The 21,851-nt window shown below is 35.9% G+C and carries 18 protein-coding genes; 10 read left to right on the forward strand and 8 right to left on the reverse strand.

Annotation, left to right across the window (positions count from 1 at the left end; translation table 11 throughout):
• Positions 1-19 precede the first annotated feature (19 nt).
• The 3 genes from tig to clpX all read left to right on the forward strand — a co-directional run bounded on the left by tig (position 20) and on the right by clpX (position 3,371).
• A complete protein-coding gene (tig, locus tag FVB9532_RS10050) occupies positions 20-1,342 on the forward strand; it encodes a trigger factor (protein ID WP_150545079.1) in 1,323 nt (440 codons plus the stop codon).
• Between the two features lie 112 nt (positions 1,343-1,454).
• Positions 1,455-2,135, forward strand: coding sequence for an ATP-dependent Clp endopeptidase proteolytic subunit ClpP (clpP, locus tag FVB9532_RS10055; RefSeq protein WP_150545080.1), 681 nt, complete (start codon positions 1,455-1,457; stop codon positions 2,133-2,135).
• Between the two features lie 3 nt (positions 2,136-2,138).
• Positions 2,139-3,371, forward strand: a complete 1,233-nt coding sequence (gene clpX, locus FVB9532_RS10060; RefSeq protein WP_150545081.1) for an ATP-dependent Clp protease ATP-binding subunit ClpX — start codon at positions 2,139-2,141, stop codon at positions 3,369-3,371.
• Between the two features lie 301 nt (positions 3,372-3,672).
• On the opposite strand, the gene FVB9532_RS10065 is transcribed toward clpX, so the two are convergent.
• The 8 genes from FVB9532_RS10065 to miaB form a co-directional block, all read right to left on the reverse strand.
• Positions 3,673-5,319, reverse strand: coding sequence for an ABC1 kinase family protein (locus tag FVB9532_RS10065; RefSeq protein ID WP_150545082.1), 1,647 nt, complete (start codon positions 5,317-5,319; stop codon positions 3,673-3,675).
• Positions 5,320-5,439: 120 nt separating this feature from the next.
• The gene (gene groL / locus FVB9532_RS10070) at positions 5,440-7,077 is read right to left on the reverse strand and encodes a chaperonin GroEL (RefSeq protein WP_150545083.1); all 1,638 of its coding nucleotides are present in this window, start codon (positions 7,075-7,077) and stop codon (positions 5,440-5,442) included.
• A gap of 57 nt (positions 7,078-7,134) precedes the next feature.
• A complete protein-coding gene (locus FVB9532_RS10075) occupies positions 7,135-7,410 on the reverse strand; it encodes a co-chaperone GroES (protein ID WP_150545084.1) in 276 nt (91 codons plus the stop codon).
• A gap of 151 nt (positions 7,411-7,561) precedes the next feature.
• Positions 7,562-7,924, reverse strand: a complete 363-nt coding sequence (gene secG, locus FVB9532_RS10080) for a preprotein translocase subunit SecG (RefSeq protein ID WP_150545085.1) — start codon at positions 7,922-7,924, stop codon at positions 7,562-7,564.
• The gene (locus FVB9532_RS10085) at positions 7,921-8,745 is read right to left on the reverse strand and encodes a DUF8458 domain-containing protein (protein ID WP_150545086.1); all 825 of its coding nucleotides are present in this window, start codon (positions 8,743-8,745) and stop codon (positions 7,921-7,923) included. The genes secG and FVB9532_RS10085 overlap by 4 nt, the downstream gene beginning before the upstream one ends.
• On the reverse strand, positions 8,745-9,215 hold the full coding sequence (locus FVB9532_RS10090) for an LptE family protein (RefSeq protein WP_394349653.1): 471 nt from the start codon (positions 9,213-9,215) through the stop codon (positions 8,745-8,747). The genes FVB9532_RS10085 and FVB9532_RS10090 overlap by 1 nt, the downstream gene beginning before the upstream one ends.
• Before the next feature lie 51 nt (positions 9,216-9,266).
• Positions 9,267-10,538 (reverse strand): sigma-54 interaction domain-containing protein, encoded by a 1,272-nt coding sequence (locus FVB9532_RS10095; protein ID WP_150545088.1) that lies wholly within the window; start codon positions 10,536-10,538, stop codon positions 9,267-9,269.
• Between the two features lie 3 nt (positions 10,539-10,541).
• Entirely contained in the window at positions 10,542-11,987 is a 1,446-nt protein-coding gene (gene miaB, locus FVB9532_RS10100; RefSeq protein WP_150545089.1) for a tRNA (N6-isopentenyl adenosine(37)-C2)-methylthiotransferase MiaB, read from the reverse strand.
• A 155-nt stretch (positions 11,988-12,142) separates the two neighbouring features.
• Between miaB and FVB9532_RS10105 the strand changes: the two genes are divergently transcribed.
• From FVB9532_RS10105 to porM, 7 genes are all read left to right on the forward strand, one after another.
• The gene (locus tag FVB9532_RS10105) at positions 12,143-13,366 is read left to right on the forward strand and encodes an LVIVD repeat-containing protein (protein ID WP_150545090.1); all 1,224 of its coding nucleotides are present in this window, start codon (positions 12,143-12,145) and stop codon (positions 13,364-13,366) included.
• Positions 13,367-13,481: 115 nt separating this feature from the next.
• A complete protein-coding gene (locus FVB9532_RS10110; RefSeq protein WP_150545091.1) occupies positions 13,482-14,264 on the forward strand; it encodes a hypothetical protein in 783 nt (260 codons plus the stop codon).
• Positions 14,265-14,363: 99 nt separating this feature from the next.
• Entirely contained in the window at positions 14,364-16,877 is a 2,514-nt protein-coding gene (gene topA, locus FVB9532_RS10115) for a type I DNA topoisomerase (protein ID WP_150545092.1), read from the forward strand.
• Between the two features lie 6 nt (positions 16,878-16,883).
• Complete coding sequence (locus FVB9532_RS10120; RefSeq protein WP_150545093.1) at positions 16,884-18,038, forward strand: formimidoylglutamase; 1,155 nt, start codon at positions 16,884-16,886, stop codon at positions 18,036-18,038.
• A 115-nt stretch (positions 18,039-18,153) separates the two neighbouring features.
• Positions 18,154-19,548 carry a T9SS ring complex lipoprotein PorK/GldK gene (gene porK, locus FVB9532_RS10125; protein ID WP_150545094.1) on the forward strand — a complete coding sequence of 465 codons (1,395 nt, stop codon included), beginning with the start codon at positions 18,154-18,156 and terminating at the stop codon, positions 19,546-19,548.
• Positions 19,549-19,619: 71 nt separating this feature from the next.
• Positions 19,620-20,264 (forward strand): type IX secretion system motor protein PorL/GldL, encoded by a 645-nt coding sequence (gene porL / locus FVB9532_RS10130; protein ID WP_150545095.1) that lies wholly within the window; start codon positions 19,620-19,622, stop codon positions 20,262-20,264.
• Between the two features lie 26 nt (positions 20,265-20,290).
• Positions 20,291-21,835 carry a type IX secretion system motor protein PorM/GldM gene (gene porM / locus FVB9532_RS10135; RefSeq protein ID WP_150545096.1) on the forward strand — a complete coding sequence of 515 codons (1,545 nt, stop codon included), beginning with the start codon at positions 20,291-20,293 and terminating at the stop codon, positions 21,833-21,835.
• Positions 21,836-21,851: the final 16 nt, after the last annotated feature.

A 21,851-nucleotide genomic window follows, 5' to 3' on the forward strand; every position in this document is an offset into this window, starting at 1 on the left:
TTTTTTAGAAGATTAAAGAATGAACATCACAAGAGAAAATATCGACGAGCTTAATGCTGTAGTGAAAGTTGAAATAGAAAAAGACGATTACAATCCAAAAGTTGAAAAAGTTTTAAAAGATTACCGTAAAAATGCCAATATACCGGGCTTTAGAAAAGGTCACGTACCTATGGGCTTAATTAAAAAGCAGTATGGGCAAGCGGTACTTGTAGATGAGGTGAACAAACTTCTTCAGGAAAACTTAAATAAATACCTAACCGAAGAAAAACTGGATGTATTAGGAAATCCACTTCCAAAAGAGCAAGAAGATTTCGATTGGAATAAAGACAACTACTCTTTTGAGTTTGAATTAGGGCTTTCTCCGCAGTTTGAGGTAGATGTAAAAACCAAAGAACCTATTACCCATTATCAAATTGTTGCTGATGAGGAGATGGTAGAAAATCAAATTAAAACCATTCAAAAGCAATACGGGAAATTAGTTTCTAAAGACGAAGCAGAAGAAGGAGATTTAGTAGCCGGTACTTTCAAAAATGAAGAAGAAGGAATTGAAAACACTACGACGCTTCCACTAGAAAAAATTAAAGGAAAGCGTAACTTAAATAAATTTGTAGGTGCTAAAGTTGGAGATGTTTTAGAATTAAAAACAAAAGGCCTTTTTGAAGACGATCACGATTTAATCGAATTCTTAAAAGTTGAACACGATAAAGCACACGACTTAGATATTGAAGTGACTTTTGAAATTACTGAAATCAATAAACAAGAACCTGCAGAATTAGATCAGGAATTGTTTGATAAATTATTCGGAAAAGATAATGTAAAAACCGCTACCGAATTAAAAGAGAAAATCAAAGAAGACGCAGAAAATCAATTTAAGCAACAAAGCGATCAACAATTATTGAATGATGTAACGGAAGCTTTAATTGAAAAAACAAATTTTGATCTTCCTTCAGAATTTCTTCAACGTTGGATTATGGTAAGTGGAGAGAAAGAACTTACCGAAGACGAAGCAAAAGAAGAATACGAAAAGAGCGAAAAAGGGCTACGTTTTCAGTTAATAGAAGGAAAATTAATCCAAGAAAATGAGCTTCAGGTTCAGTTAGAAGAAATCAAAGACTTAACCAAAGACCGCATTAAAATGCAAATGGCTCAGTTTGGTCAAATGGATCCTTCAGAAAAAGACTTAGAAGATATTACAGCAAGAGTGCTTTCTAACCAAGATGAGGTGAAGAAAATATCAGAACAGGTAATGAACCAAAAGTTATTGGATTTCTACAAAGAGAACGCTAACTTAGAACAAAAAGAAGTTACTTACGAAAATTTTGTTAAGGAAGTTTATAAGTAATTTTTTTGATAATTTATAACTATATTTAAGGCGTTAAACCAGTAAGGAATAACGCCTTTTTTAGTCAAAATACACGGATTTCCCGTGCAAAAACCGAAAGGAATTTATAACTATGGATTTTGGAAAAGAATTTGAAAAATTTGCTGTAAAAGATCAAGGAATTAACAGCAATTACTACAATAAAATTGTAAGCAGTATGATGCCGCAAGGCATGACACCCAACATTATCGAAGAACGCCAGATGAACGCAGTAGCGATGGACGTTTTTTCACGTTTAATGATGGACCGTATTATCTTTATGGGAACTGCTATTAACGAGCAAGTGGCAAATATCATTCAGGCACAATTACTTTTTTTAGAAAGTACCGATGCCAATAAAGATATTCAAATCTACATTAACTCACCGGGAGGAAGCGTTTATGCGGGCTTAGGTATTTACGATACCATGCAGTTTATCAAGCCCGATGTAGCTACTATTTGTACAGGAATGGCAGCTTCTATGGGAGCCGTGCTATTATGTGCTGGAGAAGCCGGAAAACGTAGCGGATTGCCTCATTCAAGGGTGATGATTCACCAACCCTTAGGTGGAGCTCAAGGACAAGCCAGCGATATTGAAATTACGGCTCGTGAGATTTTAACCTTAAAAGAAGAACTTTATAAGATTATCGCTAAGCATAGTGGTCAATCCTATGATAAAGTTCATGAAGATAGTGATCGTGATTACTGGATGAAGGCAGATAAAGCTAAAGAATACGGTATGATCGACGAAATTTTAGTTAGAGAGAAAGAATAATTTATGGCGAAAGAAGAATTAGAATGTTCCTTCTGCGGAAGAAAAAAACCAGAAACCAATTTACTCATTGCCGGACTTGATGCGCACATTTGTGATCGTTGCATTGAACAGGCACACGGTATTGTGGTGGAAGAATCTAAGCAAGAAGGCGCAAAAGAACTTACTTCAGAATTAATGCTTCGTAAGCCGAAGTCAATACATGCCTTTTTAGAAGATTATGTGATTGGTCAAGATTATACTAAAAAAGTACTTTCTGTGGCGGTTTACAATCACTATAAACGTTTGTTGCAACCACAAGATGAAGATGATATTGAAATTCAAAAAAGTAATATCATTATGGTGGGGCAAACCGGTACCGGTAAAACCTTAATGGCAAAAACCATTGCGAAGATGCTTAATGTACCTTTGGCAATTGTTGATGCTACTGTTTTAACCGAAGCAGGTTATGTAGGGGAAGATGTAGAAAGTATTCTTACCCGTTTGCTTCAAGCAGCAGATTATAATTTAGAAAAAGCACAACAAGGAATTGTTTTTATTGATGAAATCGATAAGATTGCCCGTAAAAGCGATAACCCTTCCATTACTCGTGATGTAAGTGGGGAAGGAGTGCAACAAGCATTGTTGAAGTTATTAGAAGGGACCACTGTAAACGTTCCGCCAAAAGGAGGAAGAAAGCATCCAGATCAAAAATTTATTGAGGTAGATACCAGTAACATTTTGTTTATTGCCGGTGGTGCTTTTGATGGTATTGAACGCAATATATCTAAGCGATTAAATATTCAGGCGGTAGGTTATTCAGCTTCCCGAAGTGAAGATCAAATTGAAAAGGAAAATCTTTTAAAGTATATTATTCCAAAAGATTTAAAAGATTTCGGTTTAATTCCTGAAATTATTGGTCGTCTTCCTGTATTAACGTTTATGAATCCACTAGATGCGGAAACATTAAGAGCGATTCTTACCGAGCCTAAAAATGCCTTGGTAAAACAATATAAAAAGCTATTCGCTATGGATGATATCGAGTTTGATATTACCGAAGGTGCTTTAGATTATATTGTGGAGAAGGCTATAGAATATAAACTTGGAGCAAGAGGTTTACGTTCGCTTTGTGAAGCTATCCTAACCGATGCGATGTTCGATTTACCTGAAAGTGATGAAACTGAATTTAAGGTTACGAAATCTTATGCAGAAAAAGCTTTGCAGAAATCAACCATCAAGAAATTGAAAGCAGTTTCCTAAGAATTGTATAAGCAGATATTTTAAAAACCTACTCATTTTGAGTGGGTTTTTTTTTAAGTTAAATTTTTAACTTCATAAGAAATCCAACTTCTTATTGATATTTTTCCGTCATTCCAGACTTGATCCTGAATCTCATATCGTATTAAAAATAAAACTTTAAGGTTGTTAAGAAGCTAAATTAAGCCTCGCCTGTCTAGAAGGGAAGTTTCAGTGTAAAGATGTCTTAGGGTAATTTTTTTTAAATTAGAATCTCAAAAATGACGTGTCTTCGAGTGTAGTCGAGAAGTGATTTTTCTTAATACTACCTATCCTTAAAAATAATATTAAACATTAATATTACCCCACCAAGTGCAGCAAGAAGAAACAAGATAATCGCTAAGCCGGGATACCCAAAAATAGTGAAACTGGTAGGAACTTGCATCAGCATAGCTGCTCCGATAATTAAGGAAGCTAGAATTAAGCCCAGTGTAATTCTGTTGGCAACTTTTTGAAGGCCTTGCGTGAGTTGTTTTTCATCTAGAACTTCTAAGTTTAGTTTTAGGTCGTTATTCGCTAATAAACTGGAGACTTTGTTTAATCGGCTTGGGGCTTGCTCAATTAACTTCTTTAAATCAATAAGTACGTGGAAGAAGTTTTCCGGCTTCAATTCCTCCCACATTTTCTTCTGCATTAATTTTTTTAGGTGATGTCTAATGGCAGGTTGTAATTCATATTCCGGATCTAATTCAGCAATGATCTGGTCCATGTTCATCAGTACTTTTCCAAGGATATTGATTTCCACAGGGATGTGAATTCCGTTTTGAGCTGCTACTTGGTTAATCTGAATAAGCAATCGCCCGGTTTTTAAATCTTTAGCTTTGCTGTTTTCGCTTTCAAATAATAATCGATTTAAGATATGTTTAAAATGCTCGATATCGGCATCTTTATCTATTTCGCTTATTTGTTGTAAAAGGTCTGCTGTTTTATCGCCATCAGTTTTACTGACAGCCATTAAAAGCTGTAAAATGTTTTCTCTTAAAGTTGAAGAAAACCGAGCTGTCATTCCTGCATCGAGTAAGACTAACTCAGAATCTTTGTTAAGATGAATATTTCCCGGATGAGGATCTGCGTGTACAAAACCATCTTCTAAGATTTGCTGCAAATAGGCTTCTACCAATTCTTCTACAAGTGGAGTGTAATTCTCTTCAATTTTTTTGAAGGGAGAAATAGAAGTCACCTTTACACCCTCCATATATTCCATGGTCAATACGCGTTTGGTGGAATAATCTTGAATGGGCTTGGGGATTCTAATTTTTTTGAAATGTTGCAGGTTCTTACTCAGGATAGTTAAATTCCGGGCTTCTTTTTCATAATCTAATTCTTGTAAAAGAATATACCGAAGTTCTTCCAGTACATCATTAAAAGCGTATTGTTTAGCGGTTTTAGAATGTTTAACTGCAAAATCTGCAATTTCTGAAAGCGTATCTAAGTCTTTTAAAAAGTCTTCTTGAATGTTGGGGCGCTGAATTTTAACCACTACTTTTTTACCTGATCGTAAGCGGGCCATATGCACTTGACCAATGGAAGCACTGGCTAAAGGTTTTTCGTCAAACTCTTCAAAAGCTTTAGAGATTCGCGTGCCTAATTCTGCTTCAACAATTTCATGCACTTTTTCATAGGGAATGGTAGGCGCATCATCTTGTAAGCAAGCCAATTCATTTAAATAAGGCTCGGGCAGTAAATCGGGTCGGGTAGAGAGTAATTGGCCTAATTTAATATAGGTAGGCCCCATTTTCTTTAAATCTTCTGCTAACTCTTCAGGAGAATGTTCAAAGTGAAAATCTTTCCGACTTTGAGTTTCTTCCATCGCTTGGGAAGAAGTGTATTTTAGCAGTTCACTATTCCAATACTTCAGCATAAAGCTGAAAAATTTTTGATAGTGTTGAAGTTTTTCAGAAAAGTTGGTCATTCCCTAGTTTTTTCTAAAAGTAGTTATTTAAAAACTAGGCTTGCTGTTTGTAAACTATATTTTAACAAAAGAAAACCCTGCTGTATTTCAGCAGGGTTTGTAAATTTAAGATGCTTGATCTTACATCATTCCTGGCATTCCGCCTCCCATTCCTTGTGGCATTCCACCACCTTTGTCTTCTTCAGGAATGTCGATTAATGCACATTCTGTAGTTAAGATCATTCCAGATACAGATCCTGCATTTTCTAAAGCAACACGGGTTACTTTCTTAGGATCGATAATTCCGGCTTTAAGCATATCTACATATTGCTCGGTTTTCGCATCGTAACCAAATCCTTTTTTACCTTCAAGCACTTTGTTGATGACTACAGAACCTTCTCCTCCTGCGTTTTCAACAATCGTTCTTAATGGATATTCAATAGCACGGTTAACAATTTGAATTCCGGTTTCTTCATCTTTGTTTTCAGCTTTAATTTTTGATAGCGCTTCTTTGGCTCTTACTAAAGCTACACCACCACCGGCGACAATACCTTCTTCTACCGCAGCTCTCGTTGCGTGAAGTGCATCATCTACACGGTCTTTTTTCTCTTTCATCTCCACTTCAGAAGCTGCTCCTACATAAAGTACAGCAACACCACCGGCAAGCTTCGCTAAACGTTCTTGTAGCTTTTCTCTGTCGTAATCTGAAGTTGTGCTCTCAATTTGAGCTTTAATTTGGTTTACCCTAGCTTTGATAGCTTTATCATTACCAGCACCATTTACTACGGTAGTATTATCTTTATCGATACTTACTTTTTCTGCAGTACCTAATTGATCGATAGTGGCGCTTTCTAAAGTAAATCCTCTTTCTTCAGAAATGACAGTTCCACCGGTTAAGATAGCAATGTCTTCTAACATAGCTTTTCTTCTATCTCCAAATCCTGGAGCTTTTACGGCAGCGATTTTTAAGGAACCTCTCAATTTGTTTACTACCAAGGTAGCCAATGCTTCACCATCTACATCTTCCGCAACAATTAATAAAGGCTTTCCGCTTTGAGCAACGGGCTCAAGAACCGGCATTAAATCCTTCATCGTAGAGATTTTCTTATCGTAAATAAGAATGTACGGATTCTCTAAATCGGTGGTCATTTTTTCGCTGTTGGTAACGAAGTAAGGAGAAAGGTAACCTCTATCAAACTGCATACCTTCCACAACATCTACATAAGTGTCAGTTCCTTTGGCTTCTTCAACTGTAATTACTCCTTCTTTTCCTACTTTATTAAAAGCTTGAGCAATTAAATCACCAATTACATCGTCGTTGTTGGCAGAAATAGAAGCTACTTGTTTAATTTGCTCAGAAGTACTTCCTACTTCTTTACTTTGCTTAGCTAGTTCTTCCGTAATTTTTGCTACTGCCTTATCGATACCTCTTTTTAAATCCATTGGGTTAGCACCGGCAGCAACGTTTTTTAAACCTTCTGCAACAATTGCTTGTGCTAATACAGTTGCGGTAGTGGTTCCGTCTCCGGCAAGATCGTTGGTTTTAGAAGCCACTTCTTTTACCATTTGCGCTCCCATATTTTCCAATGCATCTTCTAGTTCAATTTCTTTAGCTACAGAAACACCATCTTTGGTTACTACTGGGGCACCAAAAGATTTGCTGATAATTACGTTACGTCCTTTTGGGCCTAACGTAACTTTTACTGCGTTTGCTAAAGCATCTACGCCGCGTTTTATACCGTCTCTTGCTTCGAGATCAAACTTTATATCTTTTGCCATTTTCTTAAAATTTTTAATTGATTAATTCTTACTTGAATTTTTGTGAATTGAGATTAATTAAAGAATACCTAAGATTTCGCTTTCTTTCATAATAAGGTAATCTTTACCTTCTAATTTAAGCTCGGTACCAGAAAATTTACCGTAAAGAACTTGATCTCCTTCTTTTACGGTCATATCGTAATCTTTAGTACCATTACCTACGGCTACTACTTTCCCATGTTGAGGTTTCTCTTTTGCAGAATCCGGAATGTAAATACCAGAAGCGGTTTTAGTTTCTGCCTCTACCGGCTCTACTACAACTCTATCGGCTAGAGGTTTAAATTTTAATCCCATATTGTTAAATATTTTAGTTAATATATTTTGATTGTTTGGCTTTAGATGATTCGAAAATTATGCCAATAGAAGTTTGCTGCCAGAAGGCAAAAAAAAATGCCAACTTGTCATTGACAGTTGGCATTTTTTATGAAATTGTAAATATACTCTCTTACTCTTCTGAATTGTTTTCCGTTTGTGGAGTTACCGGAGCTTGATCTGTAGCAGGAATTTCTGTTGCTGGTTGAGCTGCCGGAGCTTCATCACCACCAATAATTCTAGAGCCACTAGCACCGCTCGTATCCATAATGGCAACATTAGATAATAAGATAAGTACTAAAAGAACAGTAGCTAATGTCCAAGTACTTTTATCTAAAAAGTCGGTTGTTTTCTTCACACCTCCTAGTTGTTGAGTGCCACCTCCTCCAAACGAAGAAGATAAACCACCTCCTTTAGGGTTTTGAACCATAATAACAACTATTAGTAAAAATGCTACGATAACGATTAAAGCTAAAAATATTGTAAACGTACTCATTGTGTTTTATTTTCTTGTAAATTTTTAATCTCCTCAATTCGGTCTGCAAATAAACCACTTTTTTCGGGATTTTTCAAAATTAAAATTTTATATGCTTGAATTGCTTTGGAATAGTTTTTTTGTTCTAGGTAAACACGCGCCAAAGTTTCTGTCATTAATTGATTGCTAGGGCCTTTGTCTGCTAGCTTTAGCTCTTTAGGGCTATTTTCTTTCTTCGGAACAATTTTAGGATTATTGGCTATAAAATTATCTATTAATTCAAATTTTTTAGAAACTTCTTGATCTTGATTTTCAGAAGAATTCTCTTCTTTGCGTTCTATTTTCTTAGCACTGGTGAGTTTTAACCATTCTGAAAAAGAATGCGATTCTTTTTTATTGAAATCCAGCGGTTGGCCAATTTCCAGTTGGTCTGGTTCCTTTTTTTCTTTTGGTGGAGCTTTTTTCTTTTCTGAAGCTTTAAAAAGGTCAGGGTCTAATACCTGATTGGCTTCAGAAATGTTCATTTTAACTGCTTCGTCAAAAGTTTCCTGTTGCTCTTCTTTGGCACTTCTATTTTTTATTACTGCGGAAATTTGGTGCTGATTGAAATGCTCGGAAGTAATAAAATCGAATAAAATTCTCCTGTCCGTAGTATATGCTGCGGTTTTTCTTAATTCAGCATTATAAGAGAAATGATGGTTTTGTTTAAGCCCTTTTAAAAGAAGTGCTCTCGCTGCTTGAAAATACGGGTATTCTTCAACAATAGCTTCCAATTGGTGAGTCTGCGATTGGGTAAGCGCAGTTTCTTCTTCTATGAGTTCTAAAAATTCAGTTGAAGTCATTACCAATCGGTTAGCGATGCATTAAAAATATCTTGTGTGATTCTTGTGTAAATTTCATCTATGGCTGTTTCTAATTGTGGACCGGTCAATTGTTGTCCCGCGGGGTAATCATAATAAAACGAAAATTGTTTTTCAAAATCTTTTTCAGGATCTAAATTATTGTAAAACCTTACATTGACTGCAATAGTTAAACGGTTTTGTGCTGCCCGGTTATCGCTGGTCGCCGTCATGGGAGAAATGTAATACTGGGTAATTTCTCCTTCGTAAATTAAATCTCCACTGGAATTGACCAAACTTAAACTGGTTTGGTTCTGAATTAAATCTTGAAGCTGAAAGGTGAATGTTCTGTCAATTCCAGGTTCTACCAAATCGGCATTATTTTGAAAGAAATTTACCTGAAAAGTTTTTGCATTACCAATGTCTGCTCCCGTAAAAGAATAAATTCCGCAACCTTGTAAAGTGGCCGCCATGAAGATAAGCGCAAAAAGGGCTTTGAGTTGAAAAGATAGGCGTAGCTTCATTTATAGATCGTATTGTTTTATTTTTCGGTAAAGGGTACGTTCACTAATTCCTAATTCTTCAGCGGCAGCTTTCCGTTTTCCGTTATGACGCTCTAAAGATTTTTTAATAAGCTCTATTTCTTTATCCTGAAGTGATAAGGTTTCTTCTTCTTCAATTTCTTCAGCAAAAGAGTATTTATCTTCTTGCGGCGTTTGCGACACGGGTGCTTTCTGACTTTTCTCTGGAATCTGAAGTACTTGCATTTGTTCTTCTAAATCTTCTTCATATTGTGCTTGCTCTTCGTCGTTTCCGTAAATTTTCTGAATTAACCCTTCATTGTCACTTCTTACTTCTTCACTGTTTCCATTTTGCATGAGTTCCATTGTAAGTTTCTTTAGATCGTTAAGATCATTTTTCATGTCAAAAAGAACTTTGTAAAGAATCTCACGCTCATTGCTGAAGTCACTCTTGCTTTTCTTCTCGTTTACCAATGCCGGAAGATTGTCGCCTACATTGGGTAAATACGAGCGTAATTTATCTGCGCCAATACTCCTTTCTTGTTCTAGAACTGAAATTTGCTCGGCAATATTGCGTAATTGTCTAATATTTCCGCTCCAACGGTATTTCTGAAGTACTTGTACAGCGTTTTCGTCTAACCTGATGGATGGCATTTTATATTTTAGTGCAAAATCTGAAGCGAATTTCCTGAATAATAGATGAATATCATCATCACGTTCGCGCAATGGTGGAAGGTGAATTTCTACCGTGCTTAATCGGTAGTATAAATCTTCTCTGAACTTTTCTTTTTTAATAGCTTCAAACATATTCACATTGGTCGCTGCGACAATCCGAACATTGGTTTTTTGTACCTTAGAAGAACCTACTTTAATAAATTCTCCGTTTTCCAACACACGTAGCAAGCGTACTTGTGTGGTTAATGGTAATTCGCCTACTTCATCTAAAAAAATGGTGCCGCCGTCAGCTTCTTCAAAATAACCATTTCGGGTTTGTGTAGCTCCGGTAAAGGCTCCTTTTTCGTGACCAAAAAGTTCACTATCTATCGTTCCTTCAGGAATCGCACCGCAGTTAACCGCAATATATTTTCCGTGTTTACGATGGGATAGGGAATGTATTATTTTAGGAATACTTTCTTTACCAACTCCACTTTCTCCGGTGACTAAAACGGAAATATCGGTAGGAGCTACTTGGATCGCTTTTTCGACGGCTCGGTTAAGACCTTTGTCATTACCGATAATGCCAAAGCGTTGTTTTGTTGCTTGAACTGATTCCATTTGTTAGTTGTTATCTGAATAGCCTACAGGTTCGCCAATTAATGTTGCTGTTGTACAGTCAAGAATTTTTACGTTTACAAAATCACCCACTTTGTAATGCTCTTTTGGGAAAACAACCATCGTATTTTGGGTATTTCGACCGCTCCAGTGTAAATCAGATTTTTTAGATTCTTTTTCAATGAGTACTTCTTCTACTTTTCCTAAATGTTGTTGGGTACGGTAGTGAGAATGTTTTTGTTGAAGATCAATTACTTCTTGCAAACGCCTTTTCTTTACTTTTTCCGGAATATCATCTTCAAACTTTCTACCAGCCATGGTTCCGGGCCTTTCAGAATAAGCAAACATAAATCCGAAATCGTATTTTACATATTCCATTAACGAGAGGGTGTCTTGGTGATCTTCTTCCGTTTCTGTTGGAAAACCGGTGATCATATCTTGAGAAATGGCACAATCAGGAATGATGTTTCTGATATTATCGATTAGTTCAAAATATTCTTCGCGCGTATGCAAGCGATTCATTTTCTTTAAAATACGATCACTGCCACTTTGTACCGGTAAGTGAATGTATTTACATATATTTTTATGTTTCGCCATTGCTTCAATCACGTCTAAGGTCATGTCTTGCGGATTAGAAGTGGAGAATCGTATGCGCATTTTAGGTTGTGCTTTGGCTACCATATCAAGCAGTCCGGCAAAATTTACTGAAGTTGCTTTTTGCATTTCAGAAGCTTTAACAAAATCTTTTTTGAGTCCGCCACCATACCATAAGTAACTATCTACATTCTGACCTAAAAGCGTAATTTCTTTAAACCCTTTTTCAGCTAAATCGTTCACTTCTTCTAAGATACTTTGCGGGTTTCGGCTACGTTCTCTTCCGCGGGTAAAAGGTACCACGCAAAACGTACACATATTATCGCAACCTCGAGTAATCGATACAAAAGCGGAAACACCATTGGTTTGTAAACGTACCGGAGAAATATCTCCATAAGTTTCTTCTTTAGAAAGAATCACATTTACCGCATTTCTCCCTTCTTCAACTTCATCAATTAAATTGGGTAAATCTTTATAGGCATCGGGACCAACAACAAGGTCTACGATTTTTTCTTCTTCTAAGAATTTTTCCTTTAAGCGTTCTGCCATACAACCTAATACGCCTACTTTCATTTTCGGGTTTTTCCGTTTTACGGCATTGTATTTTTCTAGACGTTTTCTAACGGTTTGTTCTGCTTTTTCACGAATAGAGCAGGTGTTCACTAAAACCAAATCTGCATCTTCTAACTGGTCGGTAGTGTTAAACCCTTCTTTGGCTAAAATGGAAGCGACAATTTCACTATCACTAAAATTCATTTGGCAACCATAGCTCTCGATAAAAAGCTTACGGCCGTTCTCTTTCTTTGGTTCCATCACCAATGGGCTTCCTTGTTTTTTTTCGTCAATTACCTTCTCCATAAATCAAGGTTCTTATTAAAAGTTGAGCGGCAAAGATACAGTTAAATACAAATTCTGACAAACTGACAGCTTTAAGAATTTTTAATTTTTATTACGCAACCTTTCTATTCAACAAGTATCTACAAAGTGTAGCTAATCAATTAATTATAACTTTAATGAAAAAAATACTTCTACTTTTTGTTTTTGCTGGTCTTTGTTTGGGTTGTGATGATGATAACAATTCAAAGTTAGAGCGGGTGCAAGTAGCCGTTCCGTTAACCATGTCTTTAGATGAATTGAGGTCGTCTGTTAGTGTAGAGAGTGCTCAATCTATTGAAGAGTCTGGTAAAATTTATACTTATCAAGATTTAATTTTTATTAATGATAATCTAAAAGGAGTTCACGTAATAGACAATAGTGATCCTTCCAACCCTGTTCAGAAAAACTTTTTGAAAATTCCGCAGAATACCGATGTTGCTGTTAAAGATAACAAGCTGTATGCGAATAGTGGTCCCGATTTAGTGGTGTTCGATATTAGTAATGTGAATGGAATCCAATATGAAACAAGGATGGAACATGTTTTTCCGAATTACTATCCACCGGTTATGGAGGAAGCCGATTATGTAGATTATCCTGAAATTGATTTTGCTTCTGAAATTATTATAGGTTATGAAGTGAAGACGGAATTTAGAAAGATCGAAGATGTAAGGGTGTTTGATGGAGTTGAAAATTCAGATGCTTTAAGTGGAAGTGGAACCGGAGGTTCTATGGCGAGGTTTAAGATTATAAAAGATTATCTCTATAGTGTTACCGAAAACCAAATACATATATTTAATATCTCGACTCCTGAAAACCCGACAGCAGTAAATACTGAATATGTAGGTTGGCAAATAGAAACCATTTTTAATCAAGGCGATTACCTGTATTTAGGAAGTGCTGATGGAATGTATATTTATGACATTACAAATGCTACAGTCCCTACTTATGTTTCGCAAATAAGCCATGTGATGGGTTGTGATCCTGTAGTGGTTCAAGGAGATTTAGCTTATGTGACTATTCGTGGCGGAAATATGTGCGGTCAAGATTTTAGTCAGCTAGAGATTATCGATGTTTCAGATAAAGCCATGCCGGAGCGTATTGCGGTTTATGAAATGGAAGAACCTTACGGTTTAGGAATAAAAGATAATCACTTATTTGTATGTGATGGAAGTGCAGGTTTAAAAGTTTATGACGCTTCAGCTTCACCGGAACTTACGTTAATCGATCGGTTTGAGGATATTGAAACTTTTGATGTGATTCCCTTACAAGATGTGTTGTTAATGGTTGGTGGAGAGAAACTTTATCAATATCGTTATACTTCAGAAGGTATTCAATTATTAAGTACGTTTAGTTTAAATTAAGTTGGTTCAATTGCTATGGAAAATTGCTCTCTATATTATTTATAGGGGGCTTTTTTGTTTTAAATAGCTAAAAAGCCTTTTCTTTGGCGAAAAACTAATTTACACCTCTCTTTGTATGAATTTAACTACGCTTCAACAAAAAATAGAAAAAGCACCTGATTTAGATTTTGGTGATATTTTTAATAATTCTATCGAACTTTTTAAAAAAGTTTGGGTGCAGGGTTTTCTGGTAATTTTACTATCTGCTTTATTAATCGTACCATTGATTTTTGTGTTGTATTTGCCAATGGTTTCTATTGGGTTAATTAATCCTGAATTTTTTGAAAATAATGCGGAACCTTCAGGGTGGCTTATCATTCCTATGATTGGCTTTTATGTAGTATTTCTCATATTTGTTTCAGTAGTTGGTTTTTTAATGCGGGCCGCCTTCTACAGGATTTGTAAAAACAAAGATTTAGAAATTCCTGATGCTGAAGATTATTTCTATTATTTCAAAAAAGATTATTTAGGTAAGGCGGTTTTGTTAGGTTTAATGACTGCTGGTATTTCAATTGTGGCGTTATTGCTTTGTGGTTTGCCCATGATTTATGCGGCAATACCTATTAATTTTATTCCGCTGTTTTTTGCTTTCAATCCAGAGTTAACTGCTCAAGAAATCATAAAAGCAAGTTTTAAACTTGGTACAAAAAAGTGGTTTCTTGCTTTCGGTTTAATGTTTATCTCCGGTATTTTAGCTCAATTTGTAGGGATGATGCTTTGTTTTGTGGGGATTTTCTTTACTGCATCTTTTAGTTTGATACCACAATATTTTATATATAAAAAGACCATTGGGTTTGAAGGAAATTTAGCAAAGGAAACTGTTGGGGGTGATGCAAATGAAAACCTTTTTTTGAAATAAATTTTTAATGAATGATTTGAAAGTATTTCAGGATTTTAACACGAAAAAATTTCAAATAAAAAAAATCAACTACTTTTGCATCCAATAAATTATTGATCTATGGCGAAGAATTTAGTGATAGTTGAGTCACCTGCGAAAGCAAAAACCATTGAAAAATTTCTAGGAAAAGACTACAAGGTAGAGTCCAGTTTTGGTCATATAGCCGATTTGCCTACCAAGGAGTTGGGGGTTGATGTAGATGGAGATTTTCAACCTAAATATATTGTTAGTAAAGACAAAAAGGATGTTGTTAGAAAGTTGAAAAACTTAGCTGATAAATCTGAAATGGTTTGGCTAGCGAGTGATGAGGACCGTGAAGGAGAAGCGATAGCTTGGCACTTAGCGGAAGAACTTAAGCTGGATAAAAATAAAACAAAACGTATTGTTTTTCACGAAATCACTAAGAATGCCATTTTAAAAGCGATAGAAAATCCACGCGGGATCAATTATGATTTGGTGAATGCGCAACAAGCCAGAAGGGTTTTAGACCGATTGGTAGGTTATGAACTTTCGCCGGTATTATGGAGAAAAGTAAAAGGTGGTCTTTCTGCCGGGCGTGTACAATCGGTTTCAGTACGATTGATTGTAGAGCGCGAACGGGAAATTCAAGATTTTGAAACTACCGCCAGCTATCGTATTGATGCTGAATTTTCTACCGAAGAGGGGAAATCGTTTAAAGCAAAAATCCCTAAGAATTTTGATACGAGAGAAGAAGCAGAAGAGTTTCTTCAACAAAATATAGGAGCTAATTTTAAAGTCGCAGATTTAACTAAAAAACCTGCTAAGAAAACTCCAGCGCCACCATTTACTACGTCTACGCTTCAGCAGGAAGCCGCCAGAAAATTATATTTCTCGGTAAGTAAAACCATGACCATGGCGCAACGACTATATGAGGCCGGTCATATTACTTATATGAGAACTGATAGTGTAAATCTATCAAATGAAGCTAAAAAAGGAGCTGCAGGAGAAATTTCTTCGGCTTATGGAGAAAAATACTTAAAGCCTAGAAATTATAAAGGGAAGTCTAAAGGAGCGCAAGAAGCTCACGAAGCAATTAGGCCTACCCATTTTGAAAACCATACGGTAAATGTAGAGCGAGATCAGCAACGTTTGTATGAATTAATTTGGAAGCGTGCAATTGCCTCGCAAATGAGTGATGCTCAATTAGAGCGAACCAACGTGAAGATTGAAGCTGATAATCACGATAAACAGTTTACAGCGAACGGAGAGATTTTAAAATTTGATGGTTTCTTAAAAGTTTATCTAGAAGGAACCGATGACGAAGAAGAAGAGCAAGCAGGATTGTTGCCTGCAATGAAGGTGAATGATTCGCTTGAAAATAACTACATCACCGCAACGGAGCGTTTTACCAGACCGCCTTCTAGGTATACTGAAGCTTCTTTGGTTAAAAAGTTAGAGGAATTGGGGATAGGAAGACCTTCCACCTATGCGCCAACCATTTCCACTATTCAAAATAGAAAATATATAGAGAAAGGTTCAATTGATGGTCAAGAACGTAACTACTCAAAATTTACTTTAAAGAAGGATAAAGTTTCAGAAAAAACATTGACCGAAATGGTCGGTTCAGATAAAGGGAAGCTGATACCAACCGATGTGGGAATGGTGGTGAATGATTTCTTGGTTCAGCATTTTAAAAATATCTTAGATTATAACTTTACGGCAAAAGTAGAGCAGGATTTTGATGATATTGCTGAAGGTAATGAGAAATGGACCGAAATGATGAATGAGTTCTACAAAGAGTTTCATCCTACGGTGCAAGATGTAGCAGAAAATGCCGAACGTGAAGTAGGGGAGCGTGTGCTGGGTAAAGACCCTAAAACCGGAAAACCGGTAAGTGCGCGTTTGGGTAAATTTGGTCCGATGGTTCAAATAGGTTCTGTGGAAGATGAAGAAAAACCTCAGTTTGCCAGTTTAGGTCCAGATCAAACCCTAAATTCTATAACTTTTGAAGAAGCTTTAGATTTGTTTCAGCTTCCAAAAGAAATAGGAGAATATAAAGGAGAGAAAGTTGAGGTGAATAATGGTCGCTATGGTCCTTATGTGAAATTTGGAAAAAAATATGTTTCCTTAGAAAAAGGAGAAGACCCGTTAGATGTTTCTTACGATAGGGCTTTAGAGCTGATTAAAGAAAAAGAAAAAGCAGACGCTCCTATTTATAATCACGAAGGAAAAGACGTGCAAAAAGGGGTTGGTAGATTTGGTCCTTATTTAAAATGGGACGGAATGTTTATTAACGTTAGTAAGAAATACGATTTTGATAATCTTTCTGAAGATGATATCGTTGAATTGATTGAAGATAAGAAAAAGAAAGAGAAAGAGAAATTAATTCATCATTGGGAAGATGAAGGAATTAAAGTGGAAAAAGCACGTTGGGGTAGAAGTAAGATTACCAAAGGAAGGACTAAAATAGAATTGCCTAAGACGGTAGATGCTGCTAAGCTTACTTTAGAAGAGGTGAAAAAGCTTATCGAGAAAAAAGCTCCTAAAAAGAAAACCGCTAAAAAAAGCACCAAGAAAAAAACCACAGCAAAAAAGAAAACTACCAAAAAATAATCGTGCATGAGTTTTGAGTTTCTGCGTCCTGTAGATAGCAATTTGGTTGAAAAAGCCGCGTCGCTTCATAAATCTGCACTTGGAAATCAAATTTTATTTCATTCTGAAGAAGGAATGCCTGATTTGTCGAATGTGAAAATGGCAATCGTGGGAGTGATTGAAGATAGAAGAAGTCAGCATCCACAAGACATCCCTTTTCATTACAATCAAGTGCGGGAAGAGTTTTACCAACTTTACTCCGGTAATTGGAATGAGCAAATTGCCGATTTAGGAGATATTTATCCTGGAGAAAGTGTTGATGATACATATTTTCTGCTAAAGTCTATTACCGAAGATTTACTTAATAGAAGTATAATACCCATTATTTTAGGCGGGAGTCAAGATTTAGCCTATGCGCAGTATCGTGCTTACGATGATTACGGACAAATGGTGAATTTGGTAAACGTAGATGCGAAATTTGATTTAGGAGATACTGAGCAGGAATTATGCAATAAGTCCTATGTGGGGAAAATGGTAGTGAATGAGCCTTACAATTTATTTAATTATGCGAATATTGGCTATCAGACCTATTTTAATCCGCAGGAAGAAATAAACTTAATAGAAAAACTTTTTTTTGAGGCTTATCGTTTAGGAGATATTTCTTCTGATATTACACTCTCAGAACCCGTTATGCGGGATGCAAATATAGTGAGCCTTGATGTTTCCTCTGTGGCAATGCCTGGTGTTAATCCTGCTATGCCTAATGGCTTTAATGGAAAAGAAATATGTGCGCTGGCTCGTTATGCCGGAATAAGTGATAAAGTAAGTTCCTTTGGGGTTTATGAAATTCAGGATTTGCATATCTCTAAAAATAGTGCTATGTTGGTATCCCAAATTTTATGGTACTTTATTGAAGGCGTTAATTTTCGTAAAAAAGAATACAATAATTCGTTCTTAAAAGAGTTTACAAAGTTTACGGTTCCATTGCAAGATGAAACACTTGTTTTTTATCGAAGTGAATTATCGGGAAGATGGTGGGTTGAAATACCAAATTCAAAAAGTTTTAACAATAAATTAAATAAACAATCGTTATTGTCATGTAGCCATCAGGATTATCTGGATGCTTGCAATCATTTAATTCCAGAAAGATGGTACAAGGCTTGCAGAAAAAATGAAATTTAATTTTGTGATTTTATTAAGTCTATTTTATAAATATTTTTCTTAAAAAATTGTTTTTTAGGAAATAAATAAATAGGTTTACGCCCTTAAATTTAAGATCACCCTTAACCTAAATGTTATGAAGAAAGTATTTTTAATTATTGCAGTAGCTTCTTTTTTGGCTAGTTGTAATAGTGGTAATCAAGGTCAACTGGTAGGTGCCCGAGGTAAAAAGTGGCATCCGGTGAAGCCTTACGGGATGACCGAAGTGCCTGGAGGATCGTTCATTATGGGGAAGTCTGATGATGATATTGCTGGTCTTGATAATGCTCCTACAAAAACTGTAACGGTGAATTCTTTCTATATGGATGAAACCGAGATTACGAATGCCGAATATCGTCAGTTTGTTCAGTGGGTTAGAGATTCTATCGTAAGACAGAAATTAGCAGAAGCAGCCGAGCTTGGAGGCGGTGGCGGTGCCCAAGGAAATAATGGAGGTAAATCTGGTTCTATCGATGATTATGCTTTTAAAGGAGCGAATCAGAATGGAGGTAGACGTAATAATGGTACAGGGCAAACTACTGAGACTCCTTATCAACAATATTCAATTCACTACGATCCAACTAACCAAAGATTAAATTGGGATCCAGAAATTTTATGGGCAACAGCAGATTATCCTGATCAATATTATGTTGAGGTAATGGATGAAATTTATCTTCCACCAAGTCAATCATATAACGGTCAGCGTCTAATGGATGTAACTAAATTTGTGTATAGTTACAAGACAATGGATATTGAAGCTGCGGCAAGAGATAAAGGGAATCGTGAAAAATATATTCAAGAAGAAAAAGTACCTGTTTATCCAGATACTACAGTATGGATAAAAGACTTTAATTATTCTTATAATGAGCCTATGCACAATGATTACTTTTGGCATGCGGCCTATGATGATTATCCGGTAGTTGGGGTGACTTGGACACAAGCTAAAGCTTTTTGTGATTGGAGAACTCAATTTCATAATGGTTACAGAAAATCTAAAGGATTGCATAATGTAAATACTTACCGTTTACCTTCTGAGGCAGAATGGGAATATGCAGCAAGAGGAGGTTTGGAGTCTGCAACTTATCCTTGGGGTGGTCCTTATGCTAAAAATGATAGAGGTTGTTTCTTGGCAAATTTTAAACCTTTGAGAGGTGATTACGCTGCAGATCAATCTTTATACACAGTAGAAGCAGATTCTTATGAGCCTAACGATTATAATTTATACAATATGGCAGGAAACGTTTCAGAATGGGTTAACTCTTCTTACGATCCTTCGTCATACGAATTTTATTCTTCTATGAACCCTACGGTAAACGATCCTAAGAATCGTCGTAAGGTAGTGAGGGGAGGTTCTTGGAAAGATGTTTCCTACTTCCTTCAGGTAAGTTCTAGAGATTATGAATATCAAGATTCAGCTAGAAGTTACATTGGTTTTAGAACCGTTCAAGATTATCTAGGTGAAGATATAGATCTTAACCAGCCTCCACGATAGTCAAAATAAACTTGAGAACCTTAATTTTTAATATTTTACTAAACTTAACTTAAACAACTAAAACTTTAATTATGGCAAAGTCTAAAAAAGGAAAAAAAATAATGAATATGGTATACGGTCTTGGAGCGGCCGTAGTAATTTTAGGTGCATTATTCAAAATTATGCACTGGCCAGGAGGTAATGGGATGCTTATTGCAGGATTGGTAACAGAGGCTTTGGTATTTACTATTTCAGCTTTCGAATCTGTAGATGATGAATACGATTGGTCTTTGGTTTATCCTGAATTAGCAGGAGGAGCTGGAAGTCCTATGAATGTGGCTCAAAAAGGAGATGTAAAAGAAGCGGAAGTATCTTTATCTAAAAAATTAGATGAGATGTTGAAAGAAGCTAAAATTGATGGAGCTTTAATGAACAGTCTTGGAGAAAGCATTAAAAACTTTGAAGGAGCAGCAAAAGGAATTGCCCCAACTACTGATGCAATGGCTTCTCAAAAGAAATACAGTGAAGAAATGACCTTGGCAGCTTCTCAAATGGAGTCTTTAAATAATCTATATAAAGCTCAAGTTGAGTCTGCAAGTAAACAAGCTGAAGTTAATCAGGCAGTAGCAGATAATGCTGTGAAATTAAAAGCTGAAATGGAGTCGTTAACTACAAACTTATCTTCATTAAATAATGTTTACGGAGGTATGTTAACCGCAATGAGACCTCAAGCCTAATTAATAATTAAAAACAATTACTACACATGGCAGGAGGAAAACAAACCCCAAGACAGAAAATGATTAACTTGATGTATTTGGTGTTCATCGCGATGATGGCATTAAATATGTCGAAGGAAGTGCTTACTGCATTTGGTTTAATAAACGAAAGTTTAACAGAAGCTAATCAAAATGCAGAGCAGAGAAATACGGCTTTTATGGCAGGTTTGGCAGCTAAAGCAAATGAGCAGCCAAAACAATATAAGCCTTTACAGGAAAAAGCTCAAAAAATCCAGAAGGTTTCTTCAGATTTGAATAACTATATTGCTCAGTTAAAAGAGGGAGCTTTAGCAACAGAAAAAGATCCTAAGGATTATGAAGCAATGGATAAAGCTAATTACTTTAATGAGCGGTTTTACCAAAGTAAAGTAACTAAAGATGGTGAGGATTTTGTCGCTCAAGTCGATAAGTACCGAAACCAAATGACTGCTTTAATAGGTGAAAATTATCCTGATATAACTAAAGAGGTAAAGAGTAAATTCTCTACAGAAAAAGTTGAAGATAATGAAGGGGTGAAGAAAGAATGGATCTATTATAACTTCGTAGGTTTCCCTTTAATTGCATCGATCACAAAGTTGACTCAAATGCAAAACGATATCAAAACTATCGAAAACGAAGTGCTTTCTAAAATGTTACAAGGAGAGCAAGCCAGTCAATTATCTATGAGTAATTACGAGGCAATCGTTATTCCAGATAAAACAGCTTTCTTTAGTGGTGAAAACTTTAAAGGAAAGGTTGTATTAGGTCGTTTTGATAACTCTTTAAGTTTTGATAAAGTAGTTATTAATAAAAAGGAAATTGATAATCCTGGTACAGGAACTGTTAACCTTGATTTTCCTGCTGGGAATATTGGAGAGCAAAAAATACAAGGAACACTTCAATTTAAAGAAGGGGATTCTATTGTAGACCTTCCATTTACCACTTCTTACGCAGTAATTCCTAAACCAAATTCAGCTGTAATATCTGCAGATAAAATGAATGTAGTTTACCGTGGTGTTAAAAACCCAATGACTATTTCTATTCCTGGAGTGCCATCTGTAACTGCAAATGCACCTGGTTTATCTCAAAGTGGAGGAGCTGGTAGTTATGTAATGGATGTTACTAATGTAAAATCTAGAGAAGTTACTATTAATGTTTCAGGGAAGCTTCCTACAGGAGAAACTGTTTCAGATAGTAAGAAGTTTAGAATTAAAGAGATCCCAAGACCAGTTGGTGTGATTGGAGCTAAAGATGGTTCAGGTGGAATTATAAGAATGAACAGAAACCAAGTAGAAATTAGTCCTGTTTCAGCTACCTTACCAGATTTTGATTTCGATTTAAATTTAACTGTAAGTGGATTTAAATTCCAAGTAATTGGTCAGCCTGTAATTCAAGTGAGTGGAACCCGTTTAAATGGTTCTGCAAAATCTGCTTTAGCAGGAGCTAAAAGAGGTGCTACCGTTCAAATTTTCGACATCCAAGCAAAAATAGCTGGTAATGGTTCGTATAAATTACCAAAAGTAGCCCCACTTGTTATTGAATTAACTAATTAAGATTAAAAAATTAAAC

Source organism: Mesonia oceanica (assembly GCF_902499555.1).
Classification (GTDB): domain Bacteria; phylum Bacteroidota; class Bacteroidia; order Flavobacteriales; family Flavobacteriaceae; genus Mesonia; species Mesonia oceanica.